General features: G+C 58.9%; 21 protein-coding genes and 2 pseudogenes. 9 read left to right on the top strand and 14 right to left on the bottom strand.

What is annotated here, in order from left to right; all coding sequences use genetic code 11:
• The coding region (locus AC1D06_RS26845; protein WP_477988834.1) for an ISAzo13-like element transposase-related protein at nucleotides 1–158 on the top strand (158 nt) is incomplete at its 5' end.
• Between the two features lie 100 nt (nucleotides 159–258).
• On the opposite strand, the gene AC1D06_RS26840 is transcribed toward AC1D06_RS26845, so the two are convergent.
• The 5 genes from AC1D06_RS26840 to AC1D06_RS26820 all read right to left on the bottom strand — a co-directional run bounded on the left by AC1D06_RS26840 (nucleotide 259) and on the right by AC1D06_RS26820 (nucleotide 5,001).
• Nucleotides 259–894, bottom strand: a complete 636-nt coding sequence (locus AC1D06_RS26840; RefSeq protein WP_477988832.1) for a hypothetical protein — start codon at nucleotides 892–894, stop codon at nucleotides 259–261.
• Entirely contained in the window at nucleotides 891–2,648 is a 1,758-nt protein-coding gene (locus tag AC1D06_RS26835) for an SIR2 family protein (RefSeq protein ID WP_477988831.1), read from the bottom strand. The genes AC1D06_RS26840 and AC1D06_RS26835 overlap by 4 nt, the downstream gene beginning before the upstream one ends.
• Before the next feature lie 127 nt (nucleotides 2,649–2,775).
• The gene (locus AC1D06_RS26830) at nucleotides 2,776–3,696 is read right to left on the bottom strand and encodes a hypothetical protein (RefSeq protein ID WP_477988829.1); all 921 of its coding nucleotides are present in this window, start codon (nucleotides 3,694–3,696) and stop codon (nucleotides 2,776–2,778) included.
• Entirely contained in the window at nucleotides 3,693–4,496 is an 804-nt protein-coding gene (locus tag AC1D06_RS26825; protein WP_477988828.1) for a hypothetical protein, read from the bottom strand. Before AC1D06_RS26825 ends, AC1D06_RS26830 begins: the two co-directional genes overlap by 4 nt.
• A 163-nt stretch (nucleotides 4,497–4,659) precedes the next feature.
• Complete coding sequence (locus AC1D06_RS26820) at nucleotides 4,660–5,001, bottom strand: hypothetical protein (RefSeq protein ID WP_477988827.1); 342 nt, start codon at nucleotides 4,999–5,001, stop codon at nucleotides 4,660–4,662.
• 90 nt (nucleotides 5,002–5,091) lie between these two features.
• On the opposite strand from AC1D06_RS26820, the gene AC1D06_RS26815 reads away from it, so the two are divergent.
• Nucleotides 5,092–6,051, top strand: a complete 960-nt coding sequence (locus AC1D06_RS26815; RefSeq protein WP_477988826.1) for a C2H2-type zinc finger protein — start codon at nucleotides 5,092–5,094, stop codon at nucleotides 6,049–6,051.
• On the top strand, nucleotides 6,011–6,871 hold the full coding sequence (locus AC1D06_RS26810; RefSeq protein ID WP_477988824.1) for an AAA domain-containing protein: 861 nt from the start codon (nucleotides 6,011–6,013) through the stop codon (nucleotides 6,869–6,871). Before AC1D06_RS26815 ends, AC1D06_RS26810 begins: the two co-directional genes overlap by 41 nt.
• A 15-nt stretch (nucleotides 6,872–6,886) precedes the next feature.
• Here the strand turns inward: AC1D06_RS26810 and istB are convergent, their stop codons facing one another.
• Nucleotides 6,887–7,621: an IS21-like element helper ATPase IstB gene (istB, locus tag AC1D06_RS26805; protein ID WP_477988823.1), complete on the bottom strand. Its 735-nt coding sequence runs from the start codon at nucleotides 7,619–7,621 to the stop codon at nucleotides 6,887–6,889.
• Nucleotides 7,554–9,120 (bottom strand): annotated as a pseudogene (gene istA / locus AC1D06_RS26800) (IS21 family transposase). Before istA ends, istB begins: the two are co-directional and overlap by 68 nt.
• A gap of 323 nt (nucleotides 9,121–9,443) precedes the next feature.
• Here istA and AC1D06_RS26795 point away from each other — a divergent pair.
• Nucleotides 9,444–9,791, top strand: coding sequence for a hypothetical protein (locus tag AC1D06_RS26795; RefSeq protein WP_477988822.1), 348 nt, complete (start codon nucleotides 9,444–9,446; stop codon nucleotides 9,789–9,791).
• A 107-nt stretch (nucleotides 9,792–9,898) separates the two neighbouring features.
• On the opposite strand, the gene AC1D06_RS26790 is transcribed toward AC1D06_RS26795, so the two are convergent.
• From AC1D06_RS26790 to AC1D06_RS26780, 3 genes are read right to left on the bottom strand one after another with little or no spacing between them, the layout of a single operon-like run.
• Nucleotides 9,899–10,984 carry a lipocalin-like domain-containing protein gene (locus AC1D06_RS26790; RefSeq protein WP_477877241.1) on the bottom strand — a complete coding sequence of 362 codons (1,086 nt, stop codon included), beginning with the start codon at nucleotides 10,982–10,984 and terminating at the stop codon, nucleotides 9,899–9,901.
• Nucleotides 10,974–13,331 carry an ABC transporter permease gene (locus tag AC1D06_RS26785; RefSeq protein ID WP_477877242.1) on the bottom strand — a complete coding sequence of 786 codons (2,358 nt, stop codon included), beginning with the start codon at nucleotides 13,329–13,331 and terminating at the stop codon, nucleotides 10,974–10,976. The genes AC1D06_RS26790 and AC1D06_RS26785 overlap by 11 nt, the downstream gene beginning before the upstream one ends.
• Before the next feature lie 50 nt (nucleotides 13,332–13,381).
• On the bottom strand, nucleotides 13,382–14,038 hold the full coding sequence (locus AC1D06_RS26780) for an ABC transporter ATP-binding protein (protein ID WP_477877395.1): 657 nt from the start codon (nucleotides 14,036–14,038) through the stop codon (nucleotides 13,382–13,384).
• Between the two features lie 215 nt (nucleotides 14,039–14,253).
• On the opposite strand from AC1D06_RS26780, the pseudogene AC1D06_RS26775 reads away from it, so the two are divergent.
• From AC1D06_RS26775 to AC1D06_RS26755, 5 genes and pseudogenes are all read left to right on the top strand, one after another.
• Nucleotides 14,254–14,406 (top strand): annotated as a pseudogene (locus tag AC1D06_RS26775) (thiamine pyrophosphate-binding protein); the annotation flags it as partial.
• Between the two features lie 372 nt (nucleotides 14,407–14,778).
• A complete protein-coding gene (locus AC1D06_RS26770) occupies nucleotides 14,779–15,207 on the top strand; it encodes a hypothetical protein (RefSeq protein WP_477877243.1) in 429 nt (142 codons plus the stop codon).
• Entirely contained in the window at nucleotides 15,204–16,421 is a 1,218-nt protein-coding gene (locus AC1D06_RS26765; RefSeq protein WP_477877244.1) for an Nramp family divalent metal transporter, read from the top strand. The genes AC1D06_RS26770 and AC1D06_RS26765 overlap by 4 nt, the downstream gene beginning before the upstream one ends.
• A 1-nt stretch (nucleotide 16,422) precedes the next feature.
• On the top strand, nucleotides 16,423–16,788 hold the full coding sequence (locus AC1D06_RS26760; RefSeq protein WP_477877245.1) for a hypothetical protein: 366 nt from the start codon (nucleotides 16,423–16,425) through the stop codon (nucleotides 16,786–16,788).
• Complete coding sequence (locus AC1D06_RS26755; protein ID WP_477877246.1) at nucleotides 16,785–17,096, top strand: PRC-barrel domain containing protein; 312 nt, start codon at nucleotides 16,785–16,787, stop codon at nucleotides 17,094–17,096. Before AC1D06_RS26760 ends, AC1D06_RS26755 begins: the two co-directional genes overlap by 4 nt.
• Before the next feature lie 396 nt (nucleotides 17,097–17,492).
• Here AC1D06_RS26755 and AC1D06_RS26750 read toward each other — a convergent pair whose 3' ends face one another.
• The 4 genes from AC1D06_RS26750 to katE all read right to left on the bottom strand — a co-directional run bounded on the left by AC1D06_RS26750 (nucleotide 17,493) and on the right by katE (nucleotide 22,751).
• Nucleotides 17,493–17,996, bottom strand: coding sequence for a DUF4142 domain-containing protein (locus tag AC1D06_RS26750; RefSeq protein ID WP_477988820.1), 504 nt, complete (start codon nucleotides 17,994–17,996; stop codon nucleotides 17,493–17,495).
• Nucleotides 17,941–19,725 carry a malto-oligosyltrehalose trehalohydrolase gene (gene treZ, locus AC1D06_RS26745; RefSeq protein ID WP_477988819.1) on the bottom strand — a complete coding sequence of 595 codons (1,785 nt, stop codon included), beginning with the start codon at nucleotides 19,723–19,725 and terminating at the stop codon, nucleotides 17,941–17,943. The genes AC1D06_RS26750 and treZ overlap by 56 nt, the downstream gene beginning before the upstream one ends.
• A complete protein-coding gene (locus AC1D06_RS26740) occupies nucleotides 19,722–20,507 on the bottom strand; it encodes an SDR family oxidoreductase (RefSeq protein ID WP_477877249.1) in 786 nt (261 codons plus the stop codon). The genes treZ and AC1D06_RS26740 overlap by 4 nt, the downstream gene beginning before the upstream one ends.
• 81 nt (nucleotides 20,508–20,588) lie before the next feature.
• A complete protein-coding gene (gene katE / locus AC1D06_RS26735; protein WP_477988817.1) occupies nucleotides 20,589–22,751 on the bottom strand; it encodes a catalase in 2,163 nt (720 codons plus the stop codon).
• Nucleotides 22,752–22,879 lie beyond the last annotated feature (128 nt).

Below are 22,879 nucleotides of genomic sequence, written 5' to 3'. Positions count from 1 at the left end.
CCACGACAACGACCGGCCTCAAGGTTGAATGCGCCATCGACACCCGCACCTACCAAAAGGGCGTCAAGGTCTCCAATGCCCAGATGGCAAGCCTCAATATCATAGGCGACCCGTTCCATCCGGAGTGGAACTACACTATCACACCAAGAAACATGTAGCGCTTATTGTCCGAACCGTCCTTAGCATCGAGGGGCGCATGCACCTTACCGCGGATGCTGCGGAAGTTATTGATGTCGAGGCTCTTAAGGATGAGGTCGTTCATGGCAGTTCCTCTCCCGGTTCGTACTGCAACGCAGCATTGATAATCAGTGCCGCAGCGTCGGTCACAGCCTGTTCGCCGGTGCTCGAGGCGGCAATTACTGCATTGACAAGGGCCGTCTGCGTACCGGCGGGAAGCGCGCGGACGAGCTGTTCCATGGCCGAGCCGCTGCCGTCCTTCGCCTCTGCGGGTAGAACAGGAAGCGTGAGTGGAAGAAGCACGCGAATTCGATCGTCGAGCTGGCGTGCTGCAATTTCATCTGCCGGCCTGCCCTCGGCGTTTAGGGTGACGCCGTCGACCTGCAAGACCCGGCAGGTTTCCGAAAGTGTCTCGACCCCTTCGGCCAGCACCGCGCCAGCGAGGATAGCGGTTACAACGTAGCGCGAAGCCGTGACATCGAGAGCACGGCTCAATGCTTCGATCCTTTGACGGACCCGCCCGCCGTCGCGATCACCAAAATCTCCTGTCGTCGTATCCACCAGAATCACGAGGTCGAGCGCCCGCCCGTCACGACCCCGCATCGCGCCGGTGAAGCTGAACTCGACGCCCGCAATTTTGAAGGGAGTTGACAGAGCGTAATAACCGGCTCCGCGAAGCCGTGCCTGGATTGCCAGTACGAGAGGCGAGCCGCTCATAACATCATCTCCGCGACGAATTCCTGTAGCAGGGTCGGAGCGTCATCGCAGCGCGCGAGCAGATTGCCCAGGCTGACATGAGTATCCCCGACGCGGCCGGTTCGCCCCGGCGCGGCGCGCACCCGGCGCCGACTTGTACCACCGTCTACCATTCGATGCCATGTATCGTCGGCATGGAGGACAATCGCATTGTCGTTGGCGAAGGCGCCATTGCTTTGGAGCGCGATTGCGTCCGTGGCGGATTTCACAATGAATAGCGGGCGATTTACTCCATCTGGGCGTGACGCACGAGCCGTCATCGCCCCTGATGATAGATCGTTCGAAGCTGGGTGACGCAACTCCCAAAGCCCTGCCGCCCGTCCATTTTGAAGAAGCGACAACGCAACGCCGAGGCGTCCCAGTCCCATCGCCTGTGCGTTCTGGTCGGCTGCGATGAGATTGGGTGTCGTGTGGCTGAGTGTCTCGTAGGCATCCGGATTTGCTGGCAGAACACCACCGCGGAATATTGACAACATGCGAGACCATAGTGCGATCGACCGATTCACGAAGGTTGTCCGGTGTTGTACGCCGGGCACGGGCACCGCTAATTCGGCAACGTCGTTCCGCAAATCTGTCATCATGGGTTTGAGCGCACCCGCGATCACTCCCTTTCCCAAGGGCTCGAGAGCAAGCTCCATCAAGCGGACGAGTTTGTCTGCAACGAGCTTAAGGACAAGCGCGATCAGCACCTTCTCGCCCCAGGCGCGCAGAAGCGTCGCATCATGGACAGCGGCCGGATCGTTGTTGTAGGCATTGCCGTAAGAAAGACGCAGCACGTCGCGCTGGCCCTGTTGAATCTGGTTCTCACAGAAAACATGAGCCGGCGCAGCCGGTGCGCAAGGCCATGGCCAAGCATGCACCGCCTTGGCACGGGCAAACAGCGTCTGGAGATTGTTATCCTGGATCGAGAGCCCCAATACCAAGGTCTTCTGGGCCGTCGCGAGGCCGACAACCGCGTTGCACATGGCGGCGAACTCGGCTTTCTCCGGCCAGTCCATGATCTGGGTGTAACTTCCAGTCAGGAACCGCCGAAACACCACGGGTTCGTCGGCCGCATGGACAATGCAGCCATGGAACTTGAGCAGCCGCGCACGGCCCGCGGGTCCGCGGAGTTGATCAGGATCGACAACCACCTGGATGACACCCTGCACCCCATTGCTCAGACGGCTGACGGCTGCTTCGATGAAGCCGTCCCAATTAGCCGAAGCAATGTTCTGTACGGCGCCCTCGAGGGCCAGGATCGCGATACACAGATGCTCAGCGGCCGGCGGTGCCGGATTCTCAAAGGCCTGTCTGATGTCAATTGCATCCCATAGGACGAAATCCGCGTCCTTGCCGGCGATCCGGATGTCGAGAACTCGCGAATATTTCTTCCACAAGCGATCAATGATCGCATCATGCTGCGGCCAAAGCGCGAGCGGCTGGGCATACTGTGGCTCTACCGCCGCCGGATCAACCTCCGCGAGCCCCAACGCCTCCTCAAGGGCCGGCAAATAGGCGGCAGCCGTAGCGGCGTCGATTGCTCTCTCGCGGATGTAGTCAAAGGCACGTTCGATGAGGTTGCCGAGATTTGGCGCCTGCCTCGAAATCCCCGACCCCACCCACAATGCAAATTCGCCATTCTCGATCGCAGCGGCGACCTGAGCGAATTCGGCGTCGAATTTCGCAAGGACTTCTCGCACCGCAATTTCATTGGCTGTTGGAACCAGCGCCACGCTTCTCACTACTCCTCACGCGACGCATTGCGTCGCCTCCGATCACTGACATTATTCGTCTCAACTTGGTTGCCGAGCTGAAACGGTACGCTGTATTTGACATCTGACGATGGACAGAAGGCACTCATCAGATCGCCGGCAGCCCGGCGTCCATCAGAACATCGGTCAGGTCGCGGACACAACGTTCGCGAAGCTCCTCCAGATCCTGGAGTTGCCGCATGTTCGTGAAATCGAGATAATTGTTCGTTCGCCGGATCGTACCGTTCTTCAATCCGTGTTCGAGGCGCGTCCTTAGAGTCCGCAGGTTCCTGTCGATCTTTCCCAGCGCGGATCGCCATTCAGGATCATTGATCTGACGCCATCCGCCGATTGACTTACGGATGACGTGGCCGCTCTTTCTGTCGAGAAGCGCGCCGGTTCGCAGGGCTCTCTGTGTGTCCTGAAGAGCCTGTAGGAATTCGTTCGGTGTCTCGATATGCAATGGCAGTTCAAACGCTGTCCTGTTGAACGCCATCGAGATCGTTTCCAAGACCATCCGGTCGAGATCGCCGATGCTGTTCACCTGGATGACGTCGCGATAGTAGCGTTTTCGGAGTTCCGGATAGGAATTCAGGTGGCTGACGCAATCGTCCCATGACCATATCGTCGCTGTCCGGTCGATCCCCTTCTTGGCCCATCGCTCGTTCAGCTCCTCGGCATACCCCTGTACGCGCGTGTCTCGTCTGGCCGTCGTGACGAGGATCCAGATGGATATTGCATGCGGAAAAGCCTCGATGGCCTTGGCTTCATCGAAGAAGAATTTCCGCGAGATCGGCCCACCGGGAAGAGGCTGATTGTTTGCATCCAAGCCCGACAATCTCTTGCATTGCATGGCAATCTGTCCGTGCTTCCTGGACCGGCCATAGACATCGACGCCATGCTGCGTCTGACCAGGGCGACCATATGGCTGCGCCGTCGGCACGTCATAGACCTCGGCAAGAAGCTGTACGGCAAACTCCTCGAACTGCTGCCAGTGGAGCGGCGGCTGGTAGAACTGGTGGATCGTCAATGCGATTGGTCCTCCGCGTCCGTGCACGGTCCGGGTGGTTTGGATTTGAAGCCGGCATTCACTTCGTTGATGGCGCCGAGGACCTGGATGACGAAGGGCTCGCGCTGTCTATGATTGATAACGTCGATGGCAGCCCAGATCAGGCCGAGCGTCAGGAAGGCGTGATCCTGAAGCTGGAGTCCAAGAATATCTTCCGGCATTGCGGGCGCTCCGCCGCTCGACGCGTAGAGCGCCTTGTCGCGAAACGTCGATCGAGTGACGATGTGGCGCCGCATGTCTTCCGGCGAGCCGAAGAGCGCCGAAAACCCCTCGAACGCATCAAAATGGGTTTCGCTTTGAATGTCTTTGTTGAAGGTGAAGAGATGTAGGCCGAGGGGATAATGTTGGACCGCGTCGCCGTTGCGGACCCGGGCGACGAGAACATCCTCTCCAGGCTCATGCGCAATGCTCAGCCCGGCATCGTGCAAGTGGCCCGTAATAAATTGGGCGAAGGCGGAGACCGTCGCCTTGTCCTTGTGATCGTGCAGATTGATCGCCTTCGCCTCGGGATATCCGGCCGACTTGCAGGCCGAGACGAAGGCGGCCACGGCCTCCTCGGTCGCGTGCGTAGCGCAAAAATAGGAAACGATCGTCGAGTCCTTGGCGGTCTTCTCAGCGCGGACCAGAAAGTTTCGAGCGTTTACGGCACAGGCAAGCGCGCGACCTTTCAGATCGGCGGCAGCGCGCCGCTGCAGCCAATGTGCGGTCTCGTGCTCGAGTATGGGACGTATCGACGGCGTGGTACTCATTTTGCGCGACATGGTTGAAAATCTACCAGCACCTTATCCGGCCAAGATCGGCCGCATGCAATAGGATTCTTCTTCGCTCATCGCGAAAGTATCCTCGCCCGGTTCGGTTGAAACCGTCTGCTTGCCTCGGTCGCAGCGCGACTGGAGCCGTGCGCCAGAGGCGTCTCGCCAGCGCTTACATCACCAACATGAATCGATGGGGTCGTACTGATTCAATATTGTCGTTGGACAGGGCAGGTGGAATTTCCGATCCGGAAGGCGGGGCAATCCAGATCGAGGACGATTTGATGTGATATGAGAGCCCTGCCAGGCACAGGTCACAATTGAGGACGCCATCGAGGAATGCCGGGTCCACGTTCTCGCCGCCATCCGTCGCGATGAAAACGGAACATTGATTGTTCGGCTCCCGGGAGAGGTCATTGCCTAGCCCGACGAGCATGGTGAGTATGCTGGGGCCGATATTCTCGGCGATCTCGTCGATTGAACCTTTACGTGCAACCGGCGCAGCGGCGGACAAAGCCTCCAGGTGAACGTTTGGGATCTTGACGCCGCCCGCTATTTGTCGAGGTTGTTCGTCGCATGTATCGAAGGAGGATGGATTCGGCGAATGGAGATGGAGCCTGAGGCGATCAAGGCAATCTGGCAGGCCCTGCAGCGACCAGCGCCGAAGGGCTCCTATATCCCGGGTGCAATGGAAGCCCGGATAGTCGCAAGCGGCTGGGTCTCGAACAGCGATGTCGAGGATTTCCTGCTGAGGCAGGATCGCCGCCTCGATCCCCCTGCAGTGGTGGATCTAGTTTCATTCCCGTTGAAGCTCGGTATTCCGCATCGAACGGTGTTCCCGCGGCCGGAACGACGCAACGACGACGTGATCGGATACCAGCAGCTTGCGGCTACCGATGTCGCCGCTCTTTGCATCTGGTTGGAGCAGCTCGGCTTTCGTATTGATGTCTCGTCGCTGTGCGACCTTCTCCGACCCTCGCTCGAAGGACGGCCCCAACTCACCAATGAAGAGATTTCCGTGCTGTTCTATGACGGCAATCGTCACCGCATGAGATCCGTCTCCATCAGCGCGCCGCATCGCGGCTGGCGTGGCATGACGACGGCGAAGCACAAGACGGGGGGCGGCTACCGCGTCGAATACACGGCGGACGATGACGGAATAGCGATGTCACTTACGGTCTACGCCCCGAAATTCCGCAAACCCAAGCCGACGCAAACTGTCGAATGTCCGGAGTGCGGCATGACATATGTGAAGGGTTTGCGTCTCGACGATCGCGAGCATCGGAAATTCCATCGCCGCTGGGCCGCCGTCGCCGACCCGAGACCCCATCGCCGATTTGCCGAGGCACTTGAGCGCGATCTCGATGCCGCCTGGGTTGATGCCGACTCGCCGGAGTGGAAACGGAAAGAGGTCTATGAGCGGGCGCGACAGTTCCGCCGCGAGTTCGGCTATGCAGTCTGGCCGACGGATCCTTCTGGTTGGCGATCATCGACAGTTGCCGCCTCTCTTCGGCCATGTGGCCTTGAAAGCACTGCACAACCGACTGCCAGATTTCCAGGTTGAGGACCTAAAAAGGAGTGACTTCGAACGTTCGTTCGGGTCAAGTTATGGCCAGGCGGCGGCTCGTACGCTGAAGACACAATACCGGATGGGTTCGGAAATATCTGCGCTCGTTTCCGAAACGTTTTACTCAGGCCTAGAGATCGAGACGGAACGAGATGAGCCATCCATTCCACTCGCCACAGAATACGCGATTAGGCTCATACATCTGATGCCTGAGATTACAGCGGAACAGGTTGGTGCCTATTTCGGTTTCGAGCATGCCGAGACAAGTGTGCTTCTACAAGACATTCTGGATACTGGTCTGGTCACAGAGTCACAAGGGCGCATAACCCTCTCGGCTCGAGGCTACGAGGCGGTATCTCCGATTTCTGACGATATCGAACTTTTTTCAGCAGAAGAATTTACCGCCTCCCAAGCGTTCGATCTAATCGCGCTGGCGCCAGTTGATGATACTACCATTCAACCCGGCATCGCCAGGCTGATCCCCGAGATTGCGGTTCCTGACAGAGTTGCTGCAGCAAAAGCTGCCTCCCGCATACCTGAAGCATTTGAAATGCACTTCTTGGAGTGGCGTCAGCGCTATGGTGGAAAGCTGAAGACGGATGACTTCCGATTTCAGTCTACACAGGATGTCCAGCTCATAAAAACATTTCCTGCACCCTTCCATATACCCGTGCGTCTTCATCTCGAGGAGCCTGCTGTCAATCGGCGCGGAATGTTGACCCCTTATCGGCGTCCAATCTTCACCCCCTATAGACGATCAGCGCTTGGCCTGCCCGGCGCTGGCCGGGGTTGCAGAGGGCGGGCCAAGTGCGGGTGATGATCTTCTTGGGCTTTAGCTTTGAGAGCGGTTCTTGAAGCGCCAGGACTCATTTCCGGTTTCAACGATCTCGCAGTGATGAGTCAGCCGGTCGAGCAGTGCGGTTGTCATCTTGGCGTCGCCGAACACCGTCGGCCATTCACCGAAGGCCAGGTTGGTAGTGACGATGATCGAGGTGCGCTCGTAAAGCCTGCTAATCAGATGGAACAGCAGTTGACCTCCCGCCTGGGCGAACGGCAGGTAGCCGAGTTCATCGAGGACGATGAAGTCCAGCCGGGTCAGGTAATCGGCGGTCCGTCCCTGCTTGCCACTGCGCGTCTCCGTCTCCAGGCGATTGACCAGATCGACAACGTTGAAGAAGCGGCCGCGCGTGCCGTTGCGAATGAGTGCGCGGGCAATGGCGATGGCCAGATGGCTCTTGCCGGTTCCCGTGCCGCCGACCAGGACGACATTGCGCTGGTCGGCGACGAAAGTGCCGGTCGCAAGATCGCGCACCAAGGGTTCATTGACGAGGGTATTCTTGAAGTCGAAGTCGTCGATATCCTTGGCGAGCGGTAGTTTGGCGATGCTGAGCTGGTAACGGATCGACCTGGCCTGCTTCTCAGCGATCTCCGACTGCAAGAGATCGCCGATGATACGCGGCGGTTCGTGCTGGCGTTTGATGCCGTTGCCCATGACTTCGTCATAGGCGCTGCGCATGCCGTAGAGCTTCAGCGTGCTCATCAGTTCGAGAACCTGTGTGCGTTCCATCAGCTTGCCCTCCTGAGGCTGTCATAGCGTGCGCAATCGGCGGCCGGTTCATGGGTCAGTCGAAGCGCATCCGGGGTTTGCAGGGTTGCGGCCGGAGCCGGGTCACGCCGCCGCGCCAGAATATTGAGGATGACCGAGGCTGAGCAGACGCCCTGATCGAGTGCTTCCTGGCAGGCCGCCTCGACGGCCGCGATACCATCGGCGGGAACGCATCCGAGAATGGTGACCACCTGCCGATCGCCGTCATCGACGCTCTTCAAGCGCTTTCGGACTTTCTCCATCGCCGCTGGCAAAACCCATTCGCGAAAGGGAGCACCATTGCGAAGGGCACCGGGTTTGCGAGCCAGGACAGGCACATAATGCCAGGGATTATAGACGGTATCGCCTCGGCCAAAGGATCGCTGATGTTCGCCGACATTGACCCCGTCCTGGCGGATGACGATCCTGTCGGCATAAGCATGAACCTCGACGGGGCGGCCAACGGCCTTGGAGAGAACCGAGTATTTGTTGTTGTCGAAGCGAACCGTGCAGGTCTTCGATACCGACGCCGGAACGCAGTGAAAGCCGTCGAACGGGCCGACATAATGCACCAGGCTGCCGCGCTCTTCCTCGAACATCTGCCAGATCATCCGCTCGGTCTGCTCGGGATGGCGGTGTGCCTTGGCATAGGCGATGCATTTGTCGAGCAACCAGACATTCAGCTCTTCCAAGCTTTTGACCCTGAGGCGTGGCGTGAAGAAGCGCTCACGCACGAGGCCGACCTGGTTCTCGACTTGGCCCTTCTCCCAGCCGGATGCTGGTGTGCAGGCGACCGGCTGAACAAGATAATGGCTGCACATCTGCAGAAAACGCCTGTTGTATTGCCGCTCCTTGCCGACAAACACGGTCTCGACCGCCGTCTTCATGTTGTCGTAGATGCCGCGTGTGCAGGTCCCACGGAAGAAGGCAAAGGCCTTGTCATGGGCGTCGAACACCATCTCCTGGCTTTCGCGCATGTAGGCGCGAACGAACATCATCCGGCTGTGGCAGAGCCGGACATGGGCGACCTTGATCGTCGTCGTCACCCCGTTGATCAGGACGATCTCGTGGCTCCAGTCAAACTGGTAGGCCTCGCCCGGCGCATAATAGAGCGGCACATAGGCCTCGGCTGTCACAGCTCCTCGATCCCTCGACCAGCCCTTCGCATAGCGTCGGATCGCATCGTAGCTGCCGTCGTAACCCAGCGCCCGCAGCTCTTCGTAAATCCGGATCAGCGTCAGCCTCTCCCGAGACGGCTTGCCTTCGTTGGCCGCCAGGAAGCGCTCGATCTCGGCTTTCCAGCGCCCGGTCTTCGGTAACGGCTGATGTTCTCGCTCGTAGGAGAAATCGGTCTCGTCAGAACGCAGTATCTTACGGACCGTGTTGCGGGACACATGCAGCTCCCGGACGATCTTCTTCACTGACCAGCCTTGAACATGGAAGGCTCGACGAACACGCGCAATCGTATCCACTCGCTTCAACTCCCCCTCCATCCGCCAGCAAAAGACGGATGGTCAGACAAAACAGGAGGGGGGTCAAAATTGGACGCCGGTCACCCCGCCAGAGKGGTCAATATTCCACGCCGAAACACAACCAGAAGTCGAAAACCCTCTCGGAATGTGCCGCCTGGGACTTCATCGCTCGGGAAGGCAAAGGGCTGGAGCTCACGGCAATCAATCCGGTTGCCGTCTACGGACCCGTTCTGGGTGCAGACTATTCACATTCCATCAGGTTGATCACCAATATGCTGAACGGACAGCCGGGATGCCTGAATGTCAATTCCTGTTGCGTGGACGTGCGGGACGTGGCCGACCTGCATCTTCACGCCATGACCAATCCCGCCGCCAAAGGAGAACGGTTTCTGGCCACGGTTGGCGAGAGCCTGTGGATGATCGAAGTTGCAGAACTGCTGCGGCAACGCTTCGGAGAAAAGGCCGGAAAAGTGCCGACGGAGGTATGGTCCGACGAGCAGGTGCGGATCGCCGGTCAGACGAACGCACAGCTCAAGGCGGTCGTGCCGCTGTTGAACTACGACATGAATGCGACTGGCAAGAAGGCAGAGCGCTTGTTTGGATGGGCTCCCCGATCGAGGGAAGAGGCAATTGCCGCCACCGCCGAGAGCTTGATACGGCTTGGCCTGCTCGGCGTTTAGATGGGAGCGAGAAAAGACCAACGCTGACGTCTGCTGGCGACAATGCGATCGATGGGGCGGACATGTCGGCCTTGGGGCCAACAGCAGTCAACATCCCTCTTTGCGCCTCAATCATAACCGGTCATTTCCAGATAACCCCACCCAAGATGACTTCCCTTAAAACTAATCGGCCCTTCCCAATATGGAAATCTCGTTGCCATCCATGCCTTTCTATTCAAGGCCGTCGCGGTGATCGATAACGATTTCGATGGCAGGTCGATTTTCCATTCGATCGGCACGGTATGGCCCGCCACCGTCGTTGTGCCGAGCGGCGTTAATTTGATTTCTCCTTGTTTCAGCGGCGTTGACGTACCGTCTGCGGCGATCCAGGTCCCGGACGTGTACCCGCCACGGCTGTCGCGCAGGCGAAAACACATCAACTTCTCGCCGCTGTCGAGATGAAGGGAGAACCAGTCCCAACCCGACTGGTCCGGAGAAAGCGGTTGCGAGGACCATTCGCGATCCAGCCATGCCTGACCCGTTACGGCGACATCGCCGCCAGGCAATTTCAACGTGCCTTTGACCGCATAGGACGGCTGCGAATAATAATAGCTTGCCTGCCCGGTTTCCGACTTCACCGAAAACCCGCGGTCACCATGCAGGACGAGCGGCTTCGAAGAGTCGAGTTCCAGTTTGTACATGAACTCCGCGCCGCTCGCCGCGAGATCGAGATGGGAGAGGCTGACGTCGGGGAGAGGTTCCCCGGAAGTGGCGCGCGCCGTCATGTTCCAGTCATCGATCCAGGCGCTAAACGGTGATGCGGTGACGCCTGCCTGCAAAATGCCGCCACGCGCGAGCCGTTCTGAGACATAGTGGTGGTCGGGTGTCGTGATCGCTGCGTTGCCGAGCCAGACCTGAGGACTTGACCAATCGGCCTTATCGGTAGGTGCGAGCGCAGAGCGAAACAGAGTCCACTGGACACCGTAGTCTTTGCCGTCATCTCCCTTGATGTTGGCGGTCAGGTACCACCATTCGATTCTGAAGTCCGGATGTGCGCCAAAGTCCCGAGGAAACTGCAGGGGGGTTCCGATCGTCGGCGACTTAAAGCCCTTGGCGTCCGTGCCAAGTCCGGCGAACCCCTGCGCGAGAGCGCTCGATCCGAAGACCATCGTCACAATCGCGGCGCAGAAAACTAGAACCGTTTTAGCGTTCATCGGCAAACACCTTGAGAAGCTCCGACGGTGCGATCCTCGCCATCTGCCTCAGCGGCGCAAGACAGGCAAGAAATGCGGCCAGGAGTGAGTAGACGCCGAGCCTCAGCAAATCCATGGGGAAGACGAAAAGCGGTAATCGCCATCCGAAAGCCTCGACATTGACGACCGCCAGCAACACCCAGGCAAGCGCTATGCCGACCGGAAGCGCCGCCAGCAGTGTGAACAAAGCCAGCCCGATTGTGCGGGCAAGTTCGAGCAGGACCAGCCTTCGTTGCGTCACGCCCATGGCCCAGACGGGCGCAATCTGTGGCAGCCGCATGCTGGACAGTGTCATGAGGCTGGCGAACATGGCAATGCCGGCAACCCCGAGCGTCAGGACGTTGAGCACTCCGGTGACCGCGAAAGTGGTCTCGAAGACCTCAAGCGCCTTCCGCTTCAGGCTCGCCTGATCGATCACCGACTGCGCGGGCAAGCCGAACCGAGCCCGCAGTTCCCGAGCCAGGGCTGCCGCGCGGCTTTGATCCATTCTCAAACCAAACCGCAGCTTCGGAAGATCGGGATAATGCGACGCGAGCGCGTCCACGCCGACGATCGCCTGTCCGATAGGGTTGCCGTAGTCCGAATAGACACCTGCGACCTCCGTCTGCCAGCCTGCCGGCAGCGTGATCCGATCGCCCGGTCGCAAACCGTCTCGGCGCGCCATCTGCTCGTTAATAAGGGCGGCCTTTCCGGCGGCAACCTTGTCCCATGCGTCCTGTTCCCCGGACAGCAAACGCCAATTCTCACGGTATAGCCTGTCGTCCTTCACGCCGACGACCTCCGCGGGCTGGCCGAGTATCTTGCCATCCGTGCTCCAGATCGGAAGAACCGCGTCCACCCGGCCCTCGAGCCAAGCGCGCAACGCGGACGCTTCCTTTTCGGTGCGCGCGGTGACGTAGAGCTGGGCGGCCAACCGTTGATCGAGGAAACCCTCGAATGTCAGGCGGAAACTCGCCACCATGGTGCCGACGCCGACATTGGCCGAAAGGGCCAGCAGCAGGGCCATCAGTGCCAGGGACAGGCCGGGAAGCTGTTGGCGTGCATCGGCCCAAAACCATTGGTGAAGAGGTCGGTGCGCCAATGCCTCAAAGGCGGCCAGGACAAGAGAGAGCGCGACCGGCAGCAGCAGTGCCGATCCGAGCAGCAGCCCCCCAAGGACCGCGAAACCCGCGATCAGTCCCGATCCGAACTGCACGAGCATGACGGCTGATGTCAGTAAGAGAGCGCCTGCCACGGCCTGCATCTGCCTGGTTCGGCCCGAGGCCACCGCCCATGCGCGAGGCTGCGCCGGCGCAAGCAGGGGCATTCGCCAAACCTGCAAGAGACTTTGTCCCGCCGACCCGAGAGCGCCGAGAACCGCAATGCCGAGCCCAGCCACCCACCATTCAGTCCTAAGCGTTAACGTGCCCGGCAGCGTCGCTCCGTAGAGGCCCTGCAACGTGGCGGCAACGCCGGGAAGCAGTAGTGAGGCTATCAAGTAACCGAGCGCGACGCCGACCAATCCGGCAAACACCGAGACCGCCAGCAGCTCGGCAATCAGCAGCCCTGTCAGCGCCGCCGCCGAAACCCCGAGCGCGCGAAGCGTCCTGAATGTCGAGCGTCGTTGTTCGAAAGCCAGGCCGATCGCCGAATAGACGATGAACAGCCCGATTGCGAAGGCAAGAAAACCAAAAGCCGTGAGATTGAGGTGAAAACTGTCGGTCAGGCGCGTCAGGTCCCCTTGGGGATCGGGAGCCTGCAAGGACAGGTCCGGCGCGACGTCTTCAAGCCTACCGCGCCCCGCAGGCTGATGGTCTGCGACGATCAAGCGGCTCAGCCGCAGCGGATGGTCCAAAAGCGTCTGGGCGATACCGATATCGACGAGCGCGGTCCCGGGCGGCAGGCTCTCATCAACACGAAGCGCCGCCGATGTCCGCTCGGCAAGGGCCTTCGCCGTGGCGGAATTTACATACATGACCCCAGGCGGTGTGATGAAAGGCAAAAGGTCGGCACCACTGCCGACCGAGGCGACATTTGCATCAGTCGGGATGCTCACGGGATCGATGCCGATCAGATGCACGGTGGTTGAACCGATTTTCAGATCACCCTCAAGAATCGGCGAAACGAGCCACCCTGCCCTGCGCAATGCGATAAAATGATCCTGGTCGAACAGTTCCCGGTCTTTTGTCACCAGTTGCGAAAGTCTGTTACCGCCGAGCATGGCGGCGGCGCGGTCATAGCTGGCGCGCGCTTCCGCGTTGATCGCCTGGACCCCGGACCAAAGGGCGGTCGCAAGCGACAGACCGAGCAGGAGCACGACGAATTGCATCGGATGCCGACGCCAATGTGAAGACAACGCATCGAGACTGGCCCTCAACATCAGCTGATGCTGCCTCCCCTCAGATGAACTCGGGCATCAAGCCTCTGCGCCAGTCGAGGCGAGTGGGTCACCATCAGCAGGCTCACGCCCCGCTCGGCAACGAGTTCCAACATGAGATCGAGCACCGCATCGCCTGTCGCCTCATCGAGATTGCCCGTCGGTTCGTCGGCAAGCACGAGCTTCGGACGTCCTGCAAGCGCCCGACCGATCGCGACCCGTTGCTGTTGGCCGCCGGAAAGCTGCTCCGGGAACCGTTTGAGCAGTTTGTCCAGTCCCAGTCGATCGACGAGTGTCTTCATCCAAGCGTGATCGTGCGCACCAGCGAGCCGCGCATGAAACGAGAGATTCGCAGCGACATCCAGCGAAGGGATGAGATTGAACTGCTGGAAAACCAACCCCAACGTCCCGCGCCGCAACGCTGCTCTTCCAGCATCGCCTAAGCCCGCAATGTCCGTGCCGGAAACGAAAATCCGTCCGCGCGACGGGGCATCGAGGCCACCGATCAGATGAAGCAGGGTGCTCTTGCCGCTGCCGGACTCCCCCGTGAGCGCAAGGCTTCGGCCGGCCTCCAGGTCGAGGCAGACATCACGAAGGACCTCAAGCGGGCCTTCCGCGGTCTCGAACGATTTGTAGACGTTTTGAACTTGGAGAAGCATTGCGTATCCGGATTCGACGGCCTTCCGTAGCACAGCGCTTCGCGGCATGCGAACTGCCTTCGACATCCGAGTGGTTTGGCTGCCTTTGTCGAGAAGTGATCCGTCGGCCGGGCTCTTTCCACGCCGTTAATGGCGTTAGCTTTGGCCACGATTCGAAGCTAAGAGGTTTAAAAACGGCACTCCCGAGAGCATGATGTACGAAAAGGAGATACTCTATGGCCAAAGGATCAGACCTTCTCGTTCGTGCACTGGAGAACGAAGGTGTCGAGTATGTTTTCGGAATTCCAGGCGAGGCAAATCTCGACTTTGTGGAATCGCTTCGCACGTCTTCGATCAAGCTGGTACTGACACGGCATGAGCAGGCGGCCAATCCGCCCTGCTGGAACCGGTAAGCGATATGCACGACGCTCCCGTCGAGATCCTCCCTTTCCGTCTTATTGTCGATGAGTGGGAATGATTACGCTCCGCCGGCAACCTGGGATAGGAAAAGTTCTGTCTTCAACATTTCGAACCGCCAATCCGGCAATCTCAGTAAGGCGCGGCATCGTGAGTTATTTCGCTTGGGAACTTAGGAGGCGACAACCAGTTGACTCGTGTCTGAATTGGCGTGTCAGCGCAATATTCTGAGATTTGGCAGGTGCATTTTGCTCCAAAGTTTTTCGCCAAGTACCGCCTGTACCGGCTACCTAAAGGTTCGGAGGTTCCACAGCTTATTGGCGTCCGAATTCACGAGATCTGGAATGGTGTGGAAAAGAATTGCGAGCGGATGCCGGTCGGATTCCAGAAAAATTCTGTCTTCATTCCTGTTCTTATGGCTTGCTTCGTGCTCAAGCCAAGATGATCAATTCGACAAGCAAATGGACGGAATTCTTTCATGGAGTGCCACTGCGGAGATGATCCTCGACGGTCGTCTTGGGGCCGAAGTTCCAAAGGGTTTCACCGATCTCGCACTGGAGCGATGTCAGCAGGAGATTTCAAACCTTTCGTCACAGCTCCCGCAAACGTCGAGATTTGGCGATGCCAGAGCGAGTGTTCTTCAACTCAATAGGCTAATCGCCGCGGCGTACGGCGAGGTTGGTCAGGATCGTTTTGAACGAGGTCGTCAGCATCTCGCGGCGCTTCATCAGTACGAGGCGAAGCTACGAAACACCTATCGGCCGGACGGATGAAAAAGCTGCTCCAAATATCGCTGGGGATCGTCACCAGTGTCGGGGGATTTATCGAGACCGGCCAGATCGCAACGTCGGCCCAGGCCGGAGCAGCCTATGGATTCAGCCTGCTCTGGGCCATTGTCATCGGCACGGTCTGCCTCGTCTTCCTGATTGAAATGTCGGGGCGATTTGCTATTGCCAGCCATCATACCGTTGCGGATGGATTGAGGGAACGCTTCGGCTCGAACTATTTCCTGCTCACGCTGCTGATCATTTCGATTGTCAATCTGCTCGTGCTCGCGTCGGAGATCGGCGGCGTTGCGCTGGCATTGCAATTCGTCAGCGGTGTCGGTTTTCAATGGTGGGCCTTGCCGGTGGCCTTCACCGTCTGGCTTCTCCTCTGGAAGGGCACGTTCGGCATGATCGAGGAAGGCGTCGCCATCCTGGGCTTGGTGGCGTTGTGTTTCGTGGTGGGGGTGTTTGTCATGCACCCGCCCTGGCTGGAGGTGGCTAAAGGCCTGGTGCCGACGCTGCCGCACGACGCGCCGCTGCACTATGGTTTCATCGCTGTCAGCATCCTTGGAGCAGTTATAGCGCCATTCCTATTTCTGTTTTACTCCTCCGGCGCTATTGAAGAAAAATGGGATAAGAGTTTCTTCGGCACCAATCGTGTTATCGCGACATTAGGGATGAGCTTTGGCGCCGTCATTGCAGCCGCAATCCTGATCGTAGCGGCCCTCGTCTATCCGCCGCGTGGCATCACAGACATCCAAGGATATGACCAGATCGCGCCGATCCTGACCCCGTCTTTGGGCAAATGGGGCTTCTACCTGTTCGCGGCCTCGCTTGGCATTACCTGTTTCGGCGCTGCACTCGAAGCAAGCCTGGGCCAGGCCTATCTGGTCGCCCAAGGTTTCGGCTGGAATTGGTCGGAAGATGCCAAGCCGAGGACCGATCCGGCCTTCGCGCTGGTCTATACGGGTTTCATCACTATCGCCGTCCTGCCGATCGCGATCGGCGTCGATCCCCTGCAGCTGACGATCTTTTCAATGGCAATCACGGCCCTGGCCCTGCCCGTCGGCGTGGTTCCGTTCCTGTTTTTGATGAACGACCGCAATTTCGTTGGAGATCATCGCAATGGATGGATCAGCAATACCGCCGTGCTGGTCATCATCGGCCTGTCGTTCATCGTCGCCCTCATAACTCTTCCCCTGCAAATCTTCGGAGGATGACATGCTTCTGATCCGCGACGTGCTCGACAAGCAATTGGTCGACAGAGAGCAAAATCGCATCGGCAAGGCGGACGGCATCGTCCTGAGCATCTCCGATGGCGACGCGCCGAGGGTCGCCTTCATCGAAATGGGCAGTTTGACGCTGTCGCGACGGCTGGGGCGCCGGCCGCATCGCTTAATGCTTTGGCTTCGCAAGGCGGCAGGCCTGGAGCCTGCGGCAACAGCTTTTCGCGTGCCGTGGATAAAAGTGAGAAATGTTGGTGTCGACATCGAACTGGATGTGGATCGACGCGAGACGCCACTGGAGCACTTTCAGGATTGGCTGAAACGGCACGTGATAAGCTGGATCCCGGGAGGCCAATCATGAATGAAGTTCACCTCGAGCTGCTACTGGGAAGACAGGTCCGTGACCTGGAGGGCAAGGCAGTCGGGCGCCTGGAAGAAATCAGGGCGGAGGCGCGCGGCGCGGATGTTTACGTCGTCGAATATCACGTCGGCGCCTACAGCCTTTTTGAACGGCTGTCTGCACTTGCCATCGGCCGCGCGGTTCTGAGCGCGATCGGTGCGACCAGGTCTGCCAGCAAGAAAGCGGTGCCATGGGACATGCTCGATTTGCATGATCTTGAGCATTTGCGGCTGACATGCCGCAAAGCCGAGCTGCAAGATATTCATTGATGCCGGTGGCCACGTCGCAATCGTCACACTTCTCGTTCGGCTCGAATTGGGCGCGGTGGCCTTGCATCGTTGTCGCGACCGTGCGTTTCAGAGTCACCCAAAACGCACGGCGCGTCGCTTCAATGAGCCGCGCGGGCGACGGGCGCCCCTCGACATGTTTTTCCGCCCCGTCCCAGCGGCTCGCGGCGATGTGTTTGCGATCGTGCTGTCGGGCGTGGTGACCGATTTGCGTAGAAATCTGGTCGTATTCACGGACTCAATGCAGGCGATGCCGGGCAGTTCCGCGTGCGAAATCGTACCAAGCTCGCGCCTGCTGGGAACGAGCAATGCGCTCATCCGCAGCGAGCTATTACTCACCGGAATTCAAACCTTGGATACGAATGAGGTGCTGGTGAATCACCGGGTAAGTTTGGGGGCGAATGCCTTGAGCGCACCGCCTTTGCCATCCTTGGAATAGGCGTCGATTAGCGCTACCGCTGCCGTGCGGACCGAGATCTGCGTAGAGGCGTAAGCAGCGTCGAGTTCAACGCCCCTCAAGGGTTTGAGGGCGGCCAGCTTTTGCTGACGTTCGGGATCCTGCCCAGTTGGCAATATGACGCCCTCTTTCGCTGAGGCGGCCTTGAGCTTGTCGGTGCTTGCGCTGTGGTCCTTGACCATGTCTTTCGCAAATGCCTTGATTTTCTTGCTCTTGCCGTTCTGGACTTCGAGCTTGGCGGCCTGGACTTCGAACATGTCCGACACCGCCGCCTTCTGGGCGATTGTGAAGCTCCCGAGTTGACACCAATCTCGAACATCGTTGCCGTGTCTTCCTTCCAGGCCTTGGGGCCGACGGGCATTGATCTTCTCAAGTCTCCGAAGTCGATTTCCACACTCGAACGCTATATCCGTCCAGTGATCCATGGCTTTGCGACCTCTTTCCCGAATAGATTTCCACGCCTGGCACTGGGGCGATTTCGATCCGATCTTCCGAAAGATTTGCGCGCAGATGAAGAGTGCCCTGGCCGTGTCGCCAGTCGACGAACAGGCAACGCTCCGGCGATTTGACGACCGTGCCGCCCAACATTCGTTTTCCGATGATGGGCACGATTTGGAATGCTCTCACACGAAAGAGATTCTTGAGAAAAGCGCGCCAGTCGCCGGCCTCTGGTCTATCGGCTTCAACCCAGTCGATCCTGCTGTCCTCGAACGTCGAAAGACGAGACGGATCGGGAATGTCTTCGGGTCCGAAATCTGCCGGGAACCCGCCGAAATTTCTCGCCTCAGTTTCACGATTTGCCCAGACGTTCGCGCGAAGCTCGCCTTCATAGTCGGTGAAAAATCGAAACGGCCGCGTGCTCAGATGATCGTCGCCCATAAAAAACAACGGTACTTGCGGCGAAAGGGCCAAGACCTCCACGAGCGCCGCGTACAAGTCTTGGTCTAAGCTCGTGTGCAGTCTGTCTCCGAGAGCGCGGTTGCCGATCTGATCATGGTTCTGAAGAAAATGGACAAAACAGGTGGTGGGCAGCGATGAAGATGGTGGCGGATCGACGTCGAGGATTCGCTTGCCATCCATGATGTAGCCGTGTGCGAGCGCATTTGCCGTTTTCTCCCAGGGTTTGTCCGACAGCGGCGCATAGTGCCCCGTGCTTTCTCCTGTCACAGCAACGTGAAGGGCATGATGGAAGTCATCGTTCCAGTCGGCCTTGAACAGGCGAGTGCCGTCTGGTCGTAACGCCATCAGGTCTGTGCCGTTTGCCGGATTTTCGGTGATCAAGTGTATTTGCCTATCGCGAACCGACGCATACGCCTCGACCGACAATTCTTCGAGGATATGGGTTTCGCTCGGATCTGTAATCATGTCGATGGCGTCGAGACGCAAGCCGTCGAGGTGAAACTCGGTCAGCCAGTAAATTGCGTTCTCGATGAAGAATCGCCGCACAGGCTCGCTTGCAAAGGCGATCCTTGGCCCCCAGGGCGTCGGGTTGTCTTCGAGGAAGAAATCCGGCGCATAGCTGGAGAGGAAATTGCCTGTTGGTCCGAAATGATTGTAGACCACGTCGAGAAAGACCATCAGTCCATGGCCGTGCGCGGCATCGACGAACGCCTTGAAGTCATCCGGTGATCCGTAACCGCTGAAGGGGGCATACTGGAAGACGCCGTCGTAGCCCCATCCTCGCTCGCCCGGAAATTGGGCGAGCGGCATGACCTCGACCGCGGTGAAACCTATATCTGCCAAGTAAGCCAGCCGCTCCATCGCCGATCGAAACGTGCCTTCTTGCGTGAAAGTGCCAATATGAAGCTCATAGAAGAGAGCTTCTTGCCAAGGTCTGCCTTTCCAATGTGAGTGCCTCCATTGATAGGAGGTCGGATCGACCAGAGTTGACAGTCCCCGGACGTCGACCTGATGTCGCGAGGCCGGGTCGGGAACGACGGTGCCGTCCGCAAGAATAAACCCGTAGACTTCGCCAAAGGGACGCGAGCGGATTTCGACTTCGAACCAGCCGTTTCCGGCGGCCTGCATCGGAAGGTTTCGATCACCAATTCGGAGGGAAACACGTTCCTCGGACGGTGCCCAAAGCCGGAAGCCGCTTCCGCCACCGGACGTGAGTGACGGCCCCCATTTGTATCGACGTGTCAGTTCGGTCATCGCAGGAGTCCCTGGCCGCCGTCGATCCAGATTGGTGACCCAGTGATATGGCCAGCTTTGTCGGACGCCAGAAACACGATCATGTTGGCAACGTCTTCGCTTCGGCCCGGCTTGCCGCCTGTAATCGGCACTTGGCCCTCAGGCCAGATGACCGGAATGGCGGTCTCATCTTCGCCACGAAGGGAGGTGTTATGCTCGATGTTGGTGTCGATCTCGCCGGGACACACCGCGTTGATGCGGATGTGATGCCGAGCAAGTTCCAATGCGAGTTGCTGCACCATCGCCACTTGTCCGGCTTTTGTCGCTGTGTAGGCAGTAGCGCCAGGGGTAGTGAACGTTCGAGTGCCGTTGATCGAGGACACGACGGTGATGGAGCCGCCACCTTGAGCCTTGAGCTGCGGCACGGTCGTGTGGATCGTCAGGTATGTTCCCCGAAGATTGACGGCAATCGTGCGATCCCACTCATCCGGCGCCAAGTCGTCGATCGGAGCCCAGACCCCATTTATGCCGGCATTGGCGACCACCGCGTCGAGCCTTCCGAAAGTGCGCACGGTCTGTGCGACCGCCTTTTGCATTTCCATCTCTATGGAAATGTCGGCCTTAACGGCGTGGGCAACGCCGCCAAGGCGCTCGATTTCGGCGGCGACGGGTGTAACGTCATTGAGATCATCACCGAGCAGGCTCACGGCATACCCTTCGTGAACGAAGGCAAATGCCGTCGCTCTGCCGATGCCCGACCCCGCGCCGGTAATCAATGCTGTTCTCCGATTTTCCGTCTTCATTGGCCTGTCCTGACACGATCTTCCACCTGCGATCCCGAAGTTTCGGGATCGACATCTGAACAATCAAAACGCAGTGCGTGGCTACTTTKGCCGAGGCGGCGAAGCTTTGCCCAGCTTAACGGATGGCTCGCGCGCCCAGACCCTGAGCTTGCCGAGYTCCGTGACAAACGCCGAGAGGCTTTCTCCGGGAAGCTCGATTGTGCCTTCATCCAGTTTGTCCGCGATACCTGCTACCTGCATCAGCGGCATGGCATCGGCCGCGTAGCCGATGAACTTGCAGTGCTGGAAGGCATCTGCGACAAAATCGCGGGCAGTGGCTTCCGTGACGAGATCGTCGATTGCCTGCGCAGACGGTAAAAGCACTACGGCGTCGAACAAGACCGAAGGCCCGCCATCAATCATGAACTGGGCTGGCACCAGGCTGCCGTCCGATGCGACTACCCCGGTGACCTTTGGCGCAATGAGGGCGACCTCCGCCCTCTCCGCCGTGATCGCATCCTGCAGGCCTTTGAGAAGATTGGCATCCACCCCGTCGGTCACGAGAATACCAAGCTTGCGCCCTTCAAAGCGCTTCGGCCCGCGCTTGACGATGCTGAGTGCGGGCGATGGATCGAGGTCCTGGCGTGTCGGAATGGCAGCTTCGGCGGGCTTTGGCATCGACTGGAATCCGAGCCTTTCGGCGACTGCGCTCGCCAGCGTCTCGTCGATGTTCATGAGATGCGCCACGACCCGCTCGCGAATGACGGGCGTTTCGAGCTTGGCGAGTTCGAATGTCAATGCCATCTGGATATGACGCTGCTCTGGTGGGGTTTGGCTGATGTAGAATTGCCGCGCCTGGCTATAGTGGTCGGCAAAACTCTCCGGACGAAGCCTGACCTTCTGGGCTTGCTCGTTTGCCGGGAAGTGCGTGAAGCCGCTCATCGGCGATTCGCGTGGCCCTTCGCCCCAGGAATTCGGCTGATAGTTCGCCCGGCCCACCGGATTGCGCATGGCCATGTGGCCATCCTGCTGGAAGTGATGGAATGGGCACTTTGGTGCGTTTATCGGAATATGGGTAAAGTTCGGGCTGCCCAGACGCTTGAGTTGGGTGTCAAGATAGCTGAAGTTCCGACCTTGCAGCAGAGGATCGTTGGAGAAATCGATGCCCGGCGGCACGTTTTGCGTCATGAACGCGACCTGCTCGGTCTCGAAAAAGAAATTGTCGGGCATCCGGTCGAGGACAAGCCGGCCGACGGGCTTCGGCGGCAGGATTTCTTCAGGGATGATCTTAGTCGGGTCGAGGATGTCGAAATCGAAATTGTCCGCAAAATCCTGGTCGAACAGTTGCAGAGAGAGTTCCCATTCAGGGAAGTTGCCGGATTTTATGGCATTCCAGAGATCGCGGCGGTGGAAGTCGGGATCGGCACCGTTGATCTTCACAGCCTCGTTCCAGGCAACGGATTGAAGCCCGAGCTTCGGCTTCCAATGGAATTTGACGAAGGTGGATTCGCCTTTGGCGTTGACCAGCCGGAAGGTGTGAACGCCAAACCCTTCCATGAACCGGAAGGACCGCGGAATGGCGCGGTCAGACATTACCCACATGATCATGTGCATGCTTTCGGGCGTGAGGCTGATGAAGTCCCAGAAATTGTCATGCGCGCTCTGGGCCTGTGGAAAGGCGCGGTCCGGTTCCTGTTTGACCGCATGCACCATGTCGGGGAACTTGATCGCGTCCTGGATGAAGAAAACCGGGATGTTATTGCCGACCAGGTCCCAGTTGCCCTCCTGGGTATAGAGTTTGACGGCGAAGCCGCGGACGTCGCGGGCGAGATCGAACGACCCCTTGTTGCCGGCGACGGTGGAGAAACGGACGAAAGCCGGTGTCCTCTCTCCGGGGCGCTGGAAGAGGTCGGCTTTGGTGTAGGCGGCAAGGGACTCGTATGTCTCGAAGAAGCCATGTGCGCCGTAGCCGCGCGCATGCACGACACGCTCCGGAATGCGTTCATGATCGAAATGGAAAATCTTCTCGCGGAAATGAAAGTCGTCGACGAGCAGGGGGCCGCGGGCGCCGACACGTAGCGAGTTCTGGTCGTCCGCGACGGGACCGCCCTGCGCGGTGGTCAAAACAGGCTGTCCGTCTTCGGCGGTCTGATGCAGCTCGCCTCCGTCCCCTCGCGTCAGAACCTGGTCATGGATCGTCGCATCGACGGGTTTCGGCTGAGACGATTTTGATGGCGGCGACTGAGAAGCGGGTTTTTTGGACATCAGGTACTCCGAATAAGATATGTTGGAAACACTGCGCCAACACGGACGCCAGCACGAAGTTCCCGCGCGTTATCGTACAAACGGCCATAGTTCCTTCTACCGACCGAGGCTAATCGACCCTCCGAATG

The organism is Rhizobium sp. P2_G2 (assembly GCF_056403555.1).
Note: the sequence above shows the minus strand (reverse complement) of the source record. Positions and strands in the feature narration are given on the sequence as shown.